The sequence below is a fragment of the Nocardia sp. NPDC047654 genome (assembly GCF_043205035.1).
Taxonomy (GTDB): Bacteria; Actinomycetota; Actinomycetes; order Mycobacteriales; family Mycobacteriaceae; genus Nocardia.
Genome location: NZ_JBIDDF010000016.1, coordinates 13,843 through 28,190 on the forward strand (window position 1 = coordinate 13,843; position 14,348 = coordinate 28,190).

At 68.6% G+C, this 14,348-nt stretch carries 14 protein-coding genes; 10 read left to right on the plus strand and 4 right to left on the minus strand.

Going from position 1 to position 14,348, the window contains the following annotated elements; translation table 11 throughout:
• Positions 1–31 precede the first annotated feature (31 nt).
• The 9 genes from ACGF7Y_RS29440 (at position 32) to ACGF7Y_RS29480 (ending at position 8,656) form a co-directional block, all read left to right on the plus strand.
• Complete coding sequence (locus tag ACGF7Y_RS29440) at positions 32–469, plus strand: SRPBCC family protein (protein ID WP_357132001.1); 438 nt, start codon at positions 32–34, stop codon at positions 467–469.
• Between the two features lie 23 nt (positions 470–492).
• Positions 493–1,776 carry an ArsA family ATPase gene (locus ACGF7Y_RS29445; protein ID WP_393239699.1) on the plus strand — a complete coding sequence of 428 codons (1,284 nt, stop codon included), beginning with the start codon at positions 493–495 and terminating at the stop codon, positions 1,774–1,776.
• Positions 1,766–2,182: a hypothetical protein gene (locus tag ACGF7Y_RS29450; protein ID WP_393239363.1), complete on the plus strand. Its 417-nt coding sequence runs from the start codon at positions 1,766–1,768 to the stop codon at positions 2,180–2,182. Before ACGF7Y_RS29445 ends, ACGF7Y_RS29450 begins: the two co-directional genes overlap by 11 nt.
• The gene (locus ACGF7Y_RS29455) at positions 2,179–3,189 is read left to right on the plus strand and encodes an ROK family protein (protein WP_393239366.1); all 1,011 of its coding nucleotides are present in this window, start codon (positions 2,179–2,181) and stop codon (positions 3,187–3,189) included. The genes ACGF7Y_RS29450 and ACGF7Y_RS29455 overlap by 4 nt, the downstream gene beginning before the upstream one ends.
• A 178-nt stretch (positions 3,190–3,367) precedes the next feature.
• Positions 3,368–4,099, plus strand: a complete 732-nt coding sequence (locus ACGF7Y_RS29460) for a lysophospholipid acyltransferase family protein (protein ID WP_393239369.1) — start codon at positions 3,368–3,370, stop codon at positions 4,097–4,099.
• A gap of 48 nt (positions 4,100–4,147) precedes the next feature.
• Positions 4,148–4,807 (plus strand): phosphoribosylanthranilate isomerase, encoded by a 660-nt coding sequence (locus ACGF7Y_RS29465; protein WP_393239371.1) that lies wholly within the window; start codon positions 4,148–4,150, stop codon positions 4,805–4,807.
• 108 nt (positions 4,808–4,915) lie between these two features.
• Positions 4,916–5,680, plus strand: coding sequence for a sporulation protein (locus tag ACGF7Y_RS29470; protein WP_393239373.1), 765 nt, complete (start codon positions 4,916–4,918; stop codon positions 5,678–5,680).
• 74 nt (positions 5,681–5,754) lie between these two features.
• Complete coding sequence (locus tag ACGF7Y_RS29475) at positions 5,755–7,320, plus strand: alkaline phosphatase D family protein (RefSeq protein WP_393239375.1); 1,566 nt, start codon at positions 5,755–5,757, stop codon at positions 7,318–7,320.
• Positions 7,321–7,372: 52 nt separating this feature from the next.
• Entirely contained in the window at positions 7,373–8,656 is a 1,284-nt protein-coding gene (locus ACGF7Y_RS29480) for an FAD-binding oxidoreductase (protein WP_393239378.1), read from the plus strand.
• A gap of 149 nt (positions 8,657–8,805) precedes the next feature.
• Here the strand turns inward: ACGF7Y_RS29480 and ACGF7Y_RS29485 are convergent, their stop codons facing one another.
• Together ACGF7Y_RS29485 and ACGF7Y_RS29490 are read right to left on the minus strand one after the other, a co-directional pair.
• Complete coding sequence (locus ACGF7Y_RS29485; RefSeq protein ID WP_040865876.1) at positions 8,806–9,222, minus strand: cytochrome c oxidase subunit 4; 417 nt, start codon at positions 9,220–9,222, stop codon at positions 8,806–8,808.
• Positions 9,223–9,236: 14 nt separating this feature from the next.
• Positions 9,237–10,328, minus strand: a complete 1,092-nt coding sequence (locus ACGF7Y_RS29490) for a cytochrome c oxidase subunit II (RefSeq protein WP_357038051.1) — start codon at positions 10,326–10,328, stop codon at positions 9,237–9,239.
• Between the two features lie 364 nt (positions 10,329–10,692).
• Here ACGF7Y_RS29490 and asnB point away from each other — a divergent pair, with 364 nt between their 5' ends.
• Complete coding sequence (asnB, locus tag ACGF7Y_RS29495; protein ID WP_393239702.1) at positions 10,693–12,636, plus strand: asparagine synthase (glutamine-hydrolyzing); 1,944 nt, start codon at positions 10,693–10,695, stop codon at positions 12,634–12,636.
• 57 nt (positions 12,637–12,693) lie between these two features.
• Here the strand turns inward: asnB and ACGF7Y_RS29500 are convergent, their stop codons facing one another.
• Together ACGF7Y_RS29500 and ACGF7Y_RS29505 are read right to left on the minus strand one after the other, a co-directional pair.
• Positions 12,694–13,662 (minus strand): carbohydrate kinase family protein, encoded by a 969-nt coding sequence (locus ACGF7Y_RS29500; RefSeq protein ID WP_393239381.1) that lies wholly within the window; start codon positions 13,660–13,662, stop codon positions 12,694–12,696.
• 191 nt (positions 13,663–13,853) lie between these two features.
• Positions 13,854–14,204 carry a HesB/IscA family protein gene (locus tag ACGF7Y_RS29505; protein WP_393239384.1) on the minus strand — a complete coding sequence of 117 codons (351 nt, stop codon included), beginning with the start codon at positions 14,202–14,204 and terminating at the stop codon, positions 13,854–13,856.
• Positions 14,205–14,348 lie beyond the last annotated feature (144 nt).

The window sequence follows — 14,348 nt, forward strand, 5'->3', positions numbered from 1 at the left end:
AGCACCGACGCCGAAAGGAATCGCTGTCCGCATGGCCGACAGGACCCAGAGATCAATCGTCATCGAGGCCCCGTCGCAGCAGGTGATGTCCGTCATCGCCGATCTGGAGTCCTACCCGGAGTGGGTATCGGCGGCGAAGTCGGTGGAGGTGCTGGAGACGGGACCGGACGGCTTGGCCGAGACCGCCCGGTTCGTGCTGGACGCCGGGGTGGTCAAGGACACCTACGTCCTGTCCTACGACTGGCGCGCCGACCGTAAGGCGGTCAGCTGGCGGCTGCTCAGCGGCGAGTTGCAGAAGGCCCAGAACGGCACCTACGAGTTGATCGATCGGCCGGACGGCGGCACCGAGGTGGTCTACACGCTGACCGTCGATCTGAACATCCCGATGATCGGCATGTTCAAGCGCAAGGCCGAGAAAGTGATCACCGACACCGCGCTGAAGGAACTGAAGAAACGGGTCGAAGGCTGACCGCGCACAAGACCCGGGTCGAACTGTTCATCGGCAAGGGTGGGGTGGGCAAGACCACGCTCGCGTGTGCCACCGCCATGGCCGAGGCCAGATCGGGCCGTCGCGTGCTGATCGCCTCGCTCGATCAGGCGCATTCGCTGGGCGACGCGCTCGGCTTCCGTTTCCCGCACGATCCCGGCACTGTCACCGGCGTCGCCACCGTGCTGCCGGGCTTGGACGTGATCGAGATCGATTCGCTCGCGCTGCTCGAGGACAGGTTCCGCGATGTGGTGCGGTTGATCTCCACCGGCCGCGGGCACGAGCACGGTTTCGACCTCGCCGCGCTGGAGCCGGCGGAGCTGACCGGATTGCCCGGCGTGCAGGAACTGCTGATGCTGGTGGAGATCACCCAGTTCGTCGCCGAGGACGACTGGGATCTGATCGTCGTCGACTGCCCGCCATCGGCGGACATGCTGCGCCTGGTCACCGCGCCCGCCACCCTGCTCGGTTACCTGGAACGGATGTGGCCGCCGCACGCGCGGACGATGAGCGCCATCGGCACCGACCTGCGCCGCGCCGTGCTCGCGGCCACGGTCGAACGGATCGTCAAGGCGGTCACCGAGGTTCGCGACCTGCTCACCGACCACCGGCGCACCGGGGCGCGGCTGATCACGGTCGCCGAGCGGGTGGCGGTGGCCGAATCGGAGCGGGTGCGTTCCGCAGCGGCGCTGCTGGGCCTGCGACTGGATGCCGTGGTGGTGAACAAGGTGCTGCCCGATCTCGCGCCGCTCGCCGAACCGAGTTCGGCCGAACATCCGGCGGTGCACTGGTATTCGAACCGGCGCGGTGAGCAATCGGACGTCATCGCCGATTTGCGGCGCAAGATGCCGGGTATCCCGGTGGTGATCGCGCAGCACACCGGCGCCGAGCCGATCGGGCTGAACTCGCTGGCCGCGCTGTCGTACGCGATGGACTCGGCGGGCGACACCGGTGACGCTGCGCTTATGCTGAGCGACAATCAGACGGAGGTCGACGCGAGTTCCGGCGAACCGCTGGTTCTGCGGGAATCCGGCACCGGATTGCAGTCGGTGTACGCGCTGCGCATGCACCTGCCGGTGGTCGACGCCGCCACGTTGCGCCTTGGCCGAGTGGAGGACGATTTGATCGTGGGAGCGGACGGTGTCCGGCGGCGGGTGCGCCTGGCGCCGGTATTGCGGCGGTGCACGGTCGACGGCGCCGAGCTCGATGACGGGTATCTGGTGGTCCACTTCCGGCCCGATCCGCGGGTGTGGGCGCAGGCGTCCGAAAGCCACGACCATGACCGGTGATCCGCACCCGCCCGAGGGACACGAGGCAGGCGGCCACAGCGCGCCGGACGGCATCAGCGAATTCGCCGAGGAGTTGAAGCTGCTGGCCAAAGCGGTACTGGAAAGGGTCGAGCCGGTGCTGCGGCGCGCTGCCGACGGCCAGGCCGAGTGGGCCGGCTGCAGCTGGTGCCCGGTGTGCGCGGCCGCGGCGCTCGTGCGCGGGGAGCACCACGACGTGCTGGCCGCGGTCGCCGAGCACGGCACCGCGATCGTCACCGTGCTGCGCGAGGCGCTGGCGGGGGTGCCGGTCGAGCCGGTCATGCCCACCGACGCCGACCAGGAAACCGGTGCGCCGCACCGGCACGGTCCGGGCGAGGACGGCGATGGCCCCCGTTACGTCGACATTCCCGTGACGATCAAGGTATGACGCAGCAGATGGCCGGTACACGACCGCTGACCGTCGGAATAGACGTCGGCGGCACCAACATTCGGGCGTCGGTGATCGACGACAGCGGCGAGGTGCTCGACACGGTCCAGGCGCCGACGCCGCATTCCGCCCGCGCGCTGGAAGACGCGCTGGACCGGGCCGTGCGCGACCTGTCCGGCCGGCATTCCATCGGCGCGGTCGGCTTGGCGGTCGCCGGGTTCATCAACGGTGATCGCTCCACCGTGCGGTTCGCCCCGCACCTGCCCTGGCAGGACGCGCCGGTCGCCCAGCGACTCACCGAACGGCTGGAGTTGCCGGTGATCCTGGAACACGACGCCAACGCGGCGATGTGGGCCGAATACCGGTTCGGCGCCGCGGCGGGCGGGCACAACGTGGTGCTGATCGCGATCGGCACCGGCATCGGCGCCGCCTTGTTGATCGACGGCCAGTTGTACCGGGGCACGCACGGTGTCGCGCCGGAACTCGGTCATCTGCAAGTCGTTCCGCAGGGGCGGCCCTGTCCGTGCGGCAAGCACGGCTGCTGGGAGCGCTATTGCAGCGGAACCGCGCTGGCCGAGACCGCGATCGAGATGCTGGCCAGCGACACGGTGCACTCCGTGCTCGCCAGGGACGTGGCGCGCGATCCCGGCTCGCTGACCGGACGGCGGGTCGCGGGCGCCGCGCAGGACGGCGATCCGCTCGCGGCGCGGGTGATGGCCGACTTCGCGCGCTGGCTCGGCCTCGGGCTGGCGTTCGTCAGCGACATCTTCGATCCCGACCTGGTGGTCATCGCGGGCGGGGTCAGCAGTTCGGCGCCGCTGTTCCTGGACGAGGCGCGTGAGGAATACGCGCGCACGATCACCGGTGCGGGTCACCGGCCGCTGGCCCGCATCCGGACCACTCAGCTCGGCGAGGCGGCGGGCATGATCGGCGCCGCCGATCTCGCCAGGGCCGCCCTGCCCTCCGGCGCGGGCAAATCCGCCCGCATCGCGCGGACCGGCCGTTGACACCGCAGGCCACGAGGATCGTGGTCCGGCGCGACACGCCGATGCTCGCCATCGGTCGGCGTCGGCGCCGAAGTGCGGTGAGATTCGCCGCTGCGGTTGGATGTGATCTTGTACCAGCGGTAAAGTCGGGATTTGAAGCAGGTGCCCGCAACTATCCCGGTCCCGGGGGAAGGACGTCATGTTCTACTGGCTGCTGAAGTTCGTGCTGCTGGGACCGTTCATTCATCTCTACAACCGGCCTACGGTCGAGGGTGTGGAGAACATTCCGGCGGACGGGCCGGCCATCATGGCGGGTAACCATCTCTCCTTCGCCGACTGGCTGTTCGCTCCGTTGCTGAGTCCGCGGCGGATCAACTATCTCGCCAAGGCCGAATACTTCACCACCCCGGGCATCAAGGGCCGGTTCCAGAAGTTCTTCTTCAGCGCCTCGGGTCAGTACCCGATCGACCGCAGCGGAGCCGACGCCGCCGAGGACGCGCTGAACGCCGCCCGCAAGCTGCTCGACGAGGGCCGTCTGGTCGGCCTCTACCCGGAGGGCACCCGTTCCCCCGACGGCAGGCTGTACAAGGGCAAGACCGGCTTGGCCCGCTTGGCGCTGGAGACCGGCGTCCCCGTCATCCCGGTCGCCGTCATCGGCACCGACGAAGTCAGCCCGCCCGGACCGTTCCGCTGGCGCCGCAGGAAGGTGACGGTCAAGTTCGGCAGGCCCATCGACTTCTCCCGCTACGAAGGCATGGGCGGCAACCGATTCGTCGAACGCGCCGTCACCGACGAGGTCATGTACGAGCTCATGCAGCTCACCGGCCAGGAATACGTCGACGTCTACGCCCACAGCCTGAAGAAGGGCGTCCCCAGCGGCAGCCGCCCCGAGGCCGTGCCCGTCCGTATCCCGGACACCGCCGCCGGCTGATTCCGCCCTGATCCCCTCGTAAACACCAGGCCTTCCTTCGTGCGCCCGATGACCATGCGGTCGAAGATCTGTGGCATCCGGTCGGAGGCCGATCTGCGCGCAACCGTCGCCGCAGGCGCCGACGCGATCGGATTCATCTCGGGTGTCACACATGTCAGTGAGGACGCGCTCGATCCGCACCGTGCCGCCACACTGTCGGCGGCCACCCCGCCATTCGTCACCCGCGTGCTGGTCACCCATGTGACGGAGGCTACGGCGATCATCGATCTGGCCGACCGGATCGGCGTCGACGCGATCCAGATCCATGGGCTCGTTTCCGTCGATGTGCTGGCGCGGGTGCGTGAGCGTGCCGCCGAACGGCCGATCCTCGCCGCCGTGCACGTGACCGGCCCGGAGGCCGTCGACGCGGCACGGGCGGTGGCTCCGTATTGCGATGCCGTGCTGCTCGATTCACGGACTTCGGACCGCCTGGGCGGCACCGGTCGCCCACACGACTGGTCGATCAGTGCCGCCATCGTGGACGTGCTGGCCGGGTTCGACCGTCCCGTCGTGCTCGCCGGCGGCCTCACCCCCGCCACGGTCGCCGCGGCGATCCGGCAGGTGCGCCCGTACGCCGTCGACGTCAACAGTGGTGTGGAAACCGCAAGCGGCGACAAGGATCCCGCTGCATGCGCCGCTTTTGTCGCCGCCGCTCGATCCACGCCTTGACCGGAGCGGCGCTGCTTCCGCCGGCCGGTGCCATACACTCGGCCGAGTCGTCCAGGGCGACAAGATAATGACAAGCCTTCGGTAAGACGGCGCGGCGAAAGTACGAGCATGTTCAAGAAGTTGCTGGCGGCGGCCGGGGTCGGTGGGGCCGAGGTGGAGACCGAGTTGTTCACGCCGGGTGTGCAGCCCGGGGGCACGGTCGAGGGTGTGATCCGGTTGCGGGGTGGGGCGGTCGCGCAGGAAATCGCTCAGGTTGCGGTCGAGTTCGTGACCAGGGCCGAGCAGGAGTACGAGGATCACGAAGGCCTGCGCGACATCGCGTTCGGCCGTATCGGGGTGCACGGGCCGTTGCATCTGCCCGTGGGTGCGGTGCCGGAGTTCCGCTTCGCGGCCCGCGCGCCGATGGAAACGCCGATCACGTTCTACAACGGCAGGCACCTGCCCGGCACGGTGGTGTCGCTGCGCACGGTCGTGGAGATCCACGGCGCGGTGGACGCCGCCGACACCGACCCGATCGGCGTCGGCGCGCTGCCCGCCCAGCACGTGCTGCTGGAAGCGGTGGAGCGCTTGGGATTCCACCTGCGCAGCGCGGATGTGGAATCGGGACGGGTGCACAACACACCTCAGACGCTGCCGTTCTACCAGGAGATCGAGTTCGCCGGTTCGCCGCACTACCCGCGCCTGAACCAGCTCGAGGTGACTTTCGTCCCGACCGAGACCGGCATGAGTGTGGTCCTGGAGGCGGACAAGCGCGGCGGATGGATCTCCGAGGGCCGCGACGTCTTCGACGCGCTCTGGGTGGACTACCAGCACCTGGGCGGCGTCGACTGGGCGGGCGAGCTGCACCACCGGCTGGAGCGACTCGCGCACTGAGGTCCCGTTGCTTGTTGGCCGCGCGGACCCGACGAGTTCATGTGACGTTGACGTAATTGCGCCAGAGTTTCCTCATGAGCGGCTCGGCCTCAGGACCCTCCCGGCGCACCGTCTTACGCGCCTGCGCACTCGGACTCGTGGCGGCCCCTGCGCTGGCGGCCTGCTCGCCGGGCAACGGCCCGGCGCTGATCCGGCAGCGGCCGGTGCTCACCCACGGCGTGGCGGTGGGTGACCCACGCACCGACGGCGCGCTGATCTGGGCCCGCGCCGATCGCCCCGCCACGTTGCTCGTGGAAACCGCCGCGACGGAATCGTTCACCGATCCCATGCGCTTCACCGGGCCACTGCTCACCCCGGATTCCGACGGCACCGGCCGGGTGCGGGTCAACGGCCTGCCCGCGGGACAGCAGGTGCACTACCGGGTGACGCTGCGCGGCGAGGACGGCGCCACCTCCCAACCGGTCACCGGCGTCTTCCGCACCGCGCCCACCGCCGCGGCGGACATCCGGCTGCAATGGTCCGGCGACGTCGCGGGTCAGGGCTACGGCATCAACCCGGAACTCGGCGGCATGCGGATCTTCGCCGCGATGGCCGCCCGCGACCCGCATCTGTTCCTGCACTCCGGCGACTCCATCTACGCCGACGGACCGTTGAAGGAATCGGTCACGCTGCCCGACGGCCGGGTCTGGCGCAATCTGGTGAGCGAGGCGAAAAGCGCTGTCGCGCAGACCTTGGATCAGTTCCGCGGCAACTACGCCTACAACCTGACCGACGAGAACTACCGCCGGTTCAACAGTTCGGTCGCCCAGGTGGTGCAGTGGGACGACCACGAGACGGTGAACAACTGGTACCCGGGCGGACTCGTCGCCGAGTCCAAGGGCTACACCGAACGCCGCATGGACACCCTCGCCACGCGCTCCTGGCAGGCATTCCACGAGTGGATGCCGCTGGAACCGAGAGAAGCGGTGGACGGCCGCCTGTATCGCAAGATCGCCTACGGTCCGCTGCTGGACGTCTTCGTGCTCGACATGCGCGCGAACAAGGACGCCAACGACGTCAACAACGGGCCCAACGGCCGCATTCTCGGTCCGGCGCAGACGAAATGGCTGATCGACGGTCTGCGCGAATCCACCGCCACCTGGAAGATCATCGCCAACGACCTGCCGCTCGGCGTGATCGTCCCGGACGGCGAACAGAAGAACGCCACCGCCTACGAAGGTCCCGCCAACGGCGATCCCGGCGCGCCGTCGGGCCGGGAACGCGAGATCGCCCAGGTGCTGTCGTCGATCCGGGCGAACAAGGTGGCGAACGTCGTCTGGCTCACCGCCGACGTGCACTACACGGCCGCCCACCGCTATTCGCCCGAGCGCGCGGTCTTCACCGACTTCGACGAGTTCTGGGAGTTCGTCTCCGGTCCGCTCAACGCGGGCGCGTTCGGCCCGAATCAGCTGGACGGCACGTTCGGCCCGGAAGCGGTCTACGTCCACGCGCCGCCGGTGCACAACAGCTCGCCGCTGGACGCCTTCCAGCATTTCGGCGAGGTCCGCATCGACGGAAAGTCGAGGGAATTGACCGTCGACCTGTGCGATGCCGCCGGATCCGTCCTGTTCGGCAAGAGCCTTGCGCCCGCGTCGCGGTGACTCCCGGATTCGGGGAAGCGGGGCGGGCCGCGCTGTGGTTAGCTTTTGGGCCATGAGCACGCCGCAAACTGTCTCCAACGCCGAGGAATACCTCCCGCGCGATACCGCCGATGTCGTTCGCACGGTGCGGGATTCACGCGGGCGAACGGAACGGCTGATGGTACGCGGCGGCGAGCTGCTGGACGAGGGGCTCACGCTGCCCGCCCAGCCGACCGTGGTGTCGCTGCGCCGGATGAACCAGGTACTGGACATCAACCTGGGCAGGCGCACCGTCCGGGTGCAGGCGGGCGCCAAATTGTCCGACATCGACCGCAGGCTCGGCGCCCACGGCCTCGGCCTGCCGATCGTCGGCGACCACCGCGACATCACCGCGGGCGGCTTCGCCTCGGTCGGCGGCGTCAGCGCGGCGTCGCACAAGCACGGCCTGTTCATCGACCAGATCGTCGATCTGGAGTACGTGGACACCGACGGACGTATCGGTACCTGCGGGCGCACCCACCACACCGAGCGATTCCAGCGCATCCTCGGCGCGGGCGGTCGCGCGGGCATCATCACCGCGCTCACTTTGGACGCCATCGAGATCGACAAGGAGCGCACCTGGCTGACCACCGACGCCGACCGGTTCCTCGACTTCGATTCCTTCGTCGAGCACGCCTACGCCGAGATCACGCGGCCCGGCAATGCCGAACTGCAGGTCGGCCGCTGGGTCGACACCGCGCCGCTGAAGGTGGCGCGTCCGGTCGGCACCGGCCACGTGCAACTGGGCACCGTGCGCTTCGGGCAGTGGTCGAGCCTGTACCCCACCGCGCCCACCCGGGGACTGCGTGCCCGGCGCGAGGTCGGGTCGCGGGCACGGAAATCGCTGGGCGCCATCGCCTCGGCCGCGCCCGGCAAGGCGGGCATGCCGGTGCGCAACGCGGCCGCGGGCGCGGTGCTGTTCGCGCCGAAGGTACAGACCCTGCGCGATGCCGAGTATCTGGCCGATACAGCGCTCAGTTCGTCCGAGCGTGGTCCTGCCTACCGGGTGGGCGTTTTCGCGCCCCTGTCGAGCTATGCGTCGGTGTTCTACCGCCTGCACGACCTGTTCTCGGGCCACCGGGAACGCACCGGCTGCTTCACCGTCATCTCAGCGATGACCTACGGCGTGCGCTCACGCTACCTGCGCGCGGAATCCGCCGCCCGCGGCCTGCCCCCCGAAGACCACGGCCTGATCACCTTCACCTGCCGCCTGCGCCCCGCCGCACTGCCCTCGGAACTGCTGCGCGACATCGTCTCCGGCATCGAGGAGATCTGCCGCTCGGAGAACGCGCTGCGGTACGAGGGCGGCAACGGCTGACGCGGGCCGCGCGCCGCGATCCCTCGCCACGGATCCGTAGCACCGCACCCTGCGTGGCAACGCCGGTGCTACGGAGATCCGGGCCGCCGAGTCCCCCATACGCGAAACGCCCCACCGGATTCCGGTGGGGCGTTTCGCGAGTCGACAGGTCAGTGCTTTTCCGGCCCGAGGTAGTACTCGAACACCAGACCGGCGGCGGCCGCGAGCACGCAGACGACGCCGATGCCGATCAGCCAGAACTGGAAGAACGCCAGGCCGAGGGCGGTCACGGAACCGGCGGCGGCCAAGGTGATCGGCCAGAAGCTGCCGGGTGAGAAGAAGCCCAGGTCGCCGGCGCCGTCCACGATCTCGGCGTCCTCGTAGTCCTCGGGGCGCAGGTCGAGACGACGGGCGACGAACCGGAAGTAGGTGCCGATGATGAGCGACAGGCCCGCGGTCAGCACGGTGGCCGTGGTACCCGCCCACTCGACGCCGGTGCGCGACTGGCCGGTGAAGAAGCCGTAGACCACCGCCACGATGATGAAGAACACCGTGAGCAGTTCGAAAATCCGCGCTTCGATCTTCATGTCAGATCAAATCCTCACTTGCTCTCGGCCGAGGCCGCGCTCTTGGTGTCGCGCCTGGTGTTGAACGGCGTGGTGGACGTGGCGACAGGGGACTCACCGATGGCCTCCAGCGCCTCGGCGTTGGTCTTGCCCGCCTGGCGCGCGTCCAGGTACTTGGTGAACTTCTCCGGCGTGACCGCGCGGACCTCGAAGTTCATCATCGAGTGGAAGGTGCCGCACATCTCGGCGCAGCGGCCGACGAACGCGCCCTCCTTCTCGATCTTGGTGATCTGGAAGACGTTGTCGGAGTTGTTTTCCTTCGGGTTGGGCATCACGTCGCGCTTGAACAGGAACTCCGGCACCCAGAAGGCGTGGATCACGTCGGCGGCGGCGAGCTGGAACTCGATGACCTTGCCGGTCGGCAGCACCAGCACCGGGATCTCGTTGCTCGAGCCGATCGTCTCGACCTTGTCGTAGTGCAGGTAGGACAGGATGTCGTTCTCCGGCTTGCCGTGCACCGGGCCCGGCTGCGGGTGGCCGTCCTTGGTCCGCTCCTCGTACTGCTCGAGCTGTTCCTGGTTCACCGTCTCACGCGCGGTGTCGATGCCGTCGAACTTGTAGCCGTCCTTGAAGTCGACTTCGCGGTAACCGAACTTCCAGTTCCACTGGAAGGCGGTCACGTCGACCGTGACATCGGGGTCGGCCACCTTCTCGTGCACGTAGTTCTGCACGACCACGGTGAAGTAGAACAGCACGGCGATGATGACGAACGGGATCGCCGTGTAGGTCAGCTCCAGCGGCACGTTGTAGCCGGTCTGGCGCGGGAACTCCGGGGAGTCCGCCTTCTTGCGGTGGAACGCGACGGTCCAGAAGGTCAGGCCCCAGACCAGCACGCCCATCGCCAGCGCGGCGATGACCGACCAGGTCCACAGTTCCCGCATCCGGGTGGCCTGCGGCGTGATACCCGACGGCCAACCGAACCGCAACCAAACATTGTCGATCGAGCAGCCCGAGACGAGCAGCGCGGTGATCCCCAAGGACACCGCCAGCCCGGCCCGCCGAAGGATGCGGCCCTGCCGACCCCGGGCGGGTCGTGCCCCGATCTCTTCGCTCGCCTTGTGCGCCACGCTCACGCCTTCCTGGTCGCCACACATTCCGACAGTGCATCGTTCGGGGCTGCGATAGGCCCCGACGATACGTCCTAAGCTCGTTCAGGACGCCCTCCGGGCCAGCGCGTTGCGCGCGGGTCGCCTGAGAGAGACCTGAGTACTACGCAGCGTAGACCAAACGCACCCCCGGTTCGTCGTCGGGTCGGCTTCGGCACCTCACCGAGCGCGCACCGATCACCGTCACCAGCGATTCCGTCCCGGACGTGGTGCGCACGACGCGCGGATCCCGTGGGTGCGGCATACTCGGACACTAGATTTCGCCCCCTTGCGCCCCATCCGGTGCGCGCGTATCCCGACTGTGAGAAATGAGGTTGCCGACGCCGTGTGTGGACTGCTCGGATTCCTGGCATCTGACGAGGCGGCACCTGGCACGGTGGAGCAGGTCTACGAAGCCTTGCACTGTGTACGTCACCGCGGCCCGGACGAGCGCGGCACCTGGCACGACGACCAGGTGATCTTCGGCTTCAACCGCCTGTCGATCATCGACATCGAGCACTCGCACCAGCCGCTGCGCTGGGGCCCGCCCGAGCAGCCCGACCGCTACGCGCTCACCTTCAACGGCGAGATCTACAACTACCTGGAGCTGCGCGCCGAACTCGCCGAGGCGCACGCCGCCGAGTTCCCGGACGGGAAGATGTTCCACACCGAAGGCGACAGCGAGGCCATCGTCGCGGCGTTCCACTACTGGGGCCCCGAGGCGGTGCGGCGGCTGCGCGGCATGTTCGCCTTCGCGATCTGGGACACCGAGACCAAGGACCTGTTCCTCGCGCGCGACCCGTTCGGCATCAAGCCGCTGTTCCTGGCCACCGGGCCGGGCGGCACCGCGTTCGGGAGCGAGAAGAAGAGCCTGCTGGAGCTGCTGCCCGCGCTGGAGCTGAGCGACGCACTGGACCCGCGGGCGCTGGAGCACTACACCGTGCTCCAGTACGTGCCGGAACCGGAGACGCTGCACAAGGACGTGCGCAGGCTGGAATCCGGCAGCTACGCCACCGTGCGGCCCGGTGCGGCTCCGGTCATCACCCGGTATTTCACCCCGAAGTTCCCGGTGCGCCCGTTCACCCCCGGTTCGGCGACGGCGCGCTACCGCGAGATCGCCGCGGCGCTCGAGGACTCCGTCGCCAAGCACATGCGCGCCGACGTGACGGTCGGCTCGTTCCTGTCCGGCGGCATCGACTCCACCGCGGTCGCCGCGCTGGCCATGCGGCACAACCCGAAGCTGATCACGTTCACCACCGGGTTCGAGCGGGAGGGCTACTCGGAGGTGGACGTCGCCGCCGAGAGCGCCGAGGCGATCGGCGCGCGCCACGTGGTGAAGGTGGTCTCCCCGGCCGAGTTCGCCCAGGCGATCCCCGAGATCGTCTGGTACCTCGACGACCCGGTGGCCGATCCGGCGCTGGTCCCGCTGTATTTCGTCGCCAAGGAGGCGCGCAAGCACGTCAAGGTGGTGCTCTCCGGTGAGGGCGCCGACGAGCTGTTCGGCGGATACACCATCTACCGCGAGCCGCTGTCGTTGCGGCCTTTCGAGAAGCTGCCCCGCGGCCTGCGCAGGCTGGCGGGCAAGCTGTCGGAGCGGATCCCGGAAGGCACCAGGGGCAAGAGCCTGCTGCACCGCGGCTCGCTCACCCTGGAGGAGCGCTACTACGGCAACGCGCGCAGCTTCAGCGACGCCCAGCTGCGCGCCGTGCTGCGCGAGTTCCGGCCGGAGTGGACCCATCAGGACGTCACCGCGCCGCTGTACGCCCAGTCGCGCGGCTGGGACCCGGTGGCCCGGATGCAGCACCTCGATCTGTTCACCTGGCTGCGCGGCGACATCCTGGTCAAGGCCGACAAGATGACCATGGCGAACTCGCTGGAACTGCGCGTGCCGTTCCTGGACACCGAGGTGCTGAAGGCGGCCGAGGGGCTGCCGTTCGATCAGAAGATCACCAAGGAGACCACGAAGTACGCGCTGCGCCAGGCGCTGGAGGGCATCGTGCCCCCACACGTGCTGCATCGCGCCAAGCTCGGCTTCCCGGTCCCGCTGCGGCACTGGCTGCGCGGCACCGAGCTCTACGACTGGGCACAGCAGCAGATCGCCGAGTCGCAGACCGGCCACCTGCTGAACAAGGCCGCGATCAGCGAGATGCTGGTCGCGCACCGGGCCGGAACCGCCGATCACAGCCGCAGGCTGTGGACCTTGCTGGTGTTCATGGTGTGGCACGGCATCTTCGTCGAGGACCGGATCAAGCCGGAGATCCAGGAACCCGCGTACCCCGTTTCGCTGTAGCGCGCGAACATGCGAAAGGCGCGCACCCGGCCGGGTGCGCGCCTTTCGTCGTGACGATCAGAGCAGGGTCTTGATGTCCGCGGCGGACTCCGGGCCGTAGGCCTGCGTGAGGCGCTCCAGCGCGGACTCCTTGCTCAGCGTCCACTCCTGGGTGCCCATGGTCTCCAGGACGAGCACGGCGATCAGTGAGCCGAGCTGCGCGGAACGCTCCAGGCTCAGTCCGGCGGTGTGCGCGGTGAGGAAGCCGGCGCGGAAGGCATCGCCGACACCGGTCGGCTCGACCTTCTCGACCTCGGGTACGACGCCGACGGTCACCTCGGTGCCGTCGCGGTCGACGATCCGCACGCCTTCCGCGCCCAGGGTGGTGACGCGGACGCCGACCTTCTTGGCGACCTCTTCCTCGCTCAGACCGGTCTTCTGCAGCAGCAGCGCCCACTCGTACTTGTTCGTGAAGAGGTACGCGGCGCCATCGATGAGCTGCACGGACTGGTCACCGTCCAGCCTGGCCAGCTGCTGGGAGGGATCGGCGGCGAACGGAATGCCGAGTTCGCGGCACTCGGCGGTGTGCCGCAGCATCGCCTCGGGGTCGTTGGCGCCGACCAGGACGAGATCCAGATCCCTGGTCTCGGCGAGTTCGGCGATGGAGATGTCGCGGGCCTCGCTCATCGCGCCGGGGTAGAACGACGCGATCTGGGCCATGTCGTCGTCGGTGGTGCAGACGAAACGCGCGGTGTGGGCACGCTCGGAGACCAGCACCGTGGAGCAGTCGACGCCGTGCTTCTCCAGCCAGGCGCGATACTCGCCGAAGTCGGCGCCGACGGCACCGACGAGCAAGGGGGTGCGATTGAGCAGGCCCATGGCGTAGGCGATGTTGCCGCCGACGCCACCGCGACGGATCTGCAGATCATCGACGAGGAAGCTCAGCGACACGTGGTCGAGCTGATCGGCCAGCAGTACGTCGGCGAACCGTCCGGGGAAGCGCATGAGGTGGTCGGTCGCAATGGACGCGGAAACGGCTATGGACACGTGGCTGGGCCCTTCAACTGTAGGCGGCAGGCGGTCAAGACCGGGACGACAAAGGTCCCGGTCTCACCGTAGCGGATCCGCCGCACCGATCCGGGCGCAGCCGCGCACCTACATGTCCGGACGGGACAACCGATTTCGCGAGCCCACGTCACCCGACTCGCACGGCCCGAAAGCCAGGAGCGGTGGCAGCCTCAGTTGAAGGAGTCGCCGCAGGCGCAGGAGCCGGTGGCGTTCGGGTTGTCGATGGTGAAGCCCTGCTTCTCGATGGTGTCGACGAAGTCGATCGAGGCGCCCTGCACGTACGGCGCGCTCATCCGGTCGACGGCCAGCGTGACGCCTGCGAAGTCGACGGTGAGGTCGCCGTCGAGCGAGCGGTCGTCGAAGAACAGCTGGTAACGCAGGCCTGCACAACCACCCGGCTGCACCGCGATCCGCAGCGCCAGGTCGTCGCGTCCCTCCTGGTCCAGCAGTGCCTTCGCCTTCGTGGCGGCGGCGTCGGTCAGAGTCACACCGTGGGTGGCGGTCTCGTTCTGCACAGTCATGAACTCTCCTCGAGGAACCTGTGGTCTACCCGAACTGGTCTACCCGAACAGCGCACGGGGTCGTGTCGGTCAACACCACTCGGCCGGCTGCTATTCCTCCATCTTGCCACCACCCGCTCCGCGGCGACACGCAACCTGCGTGAC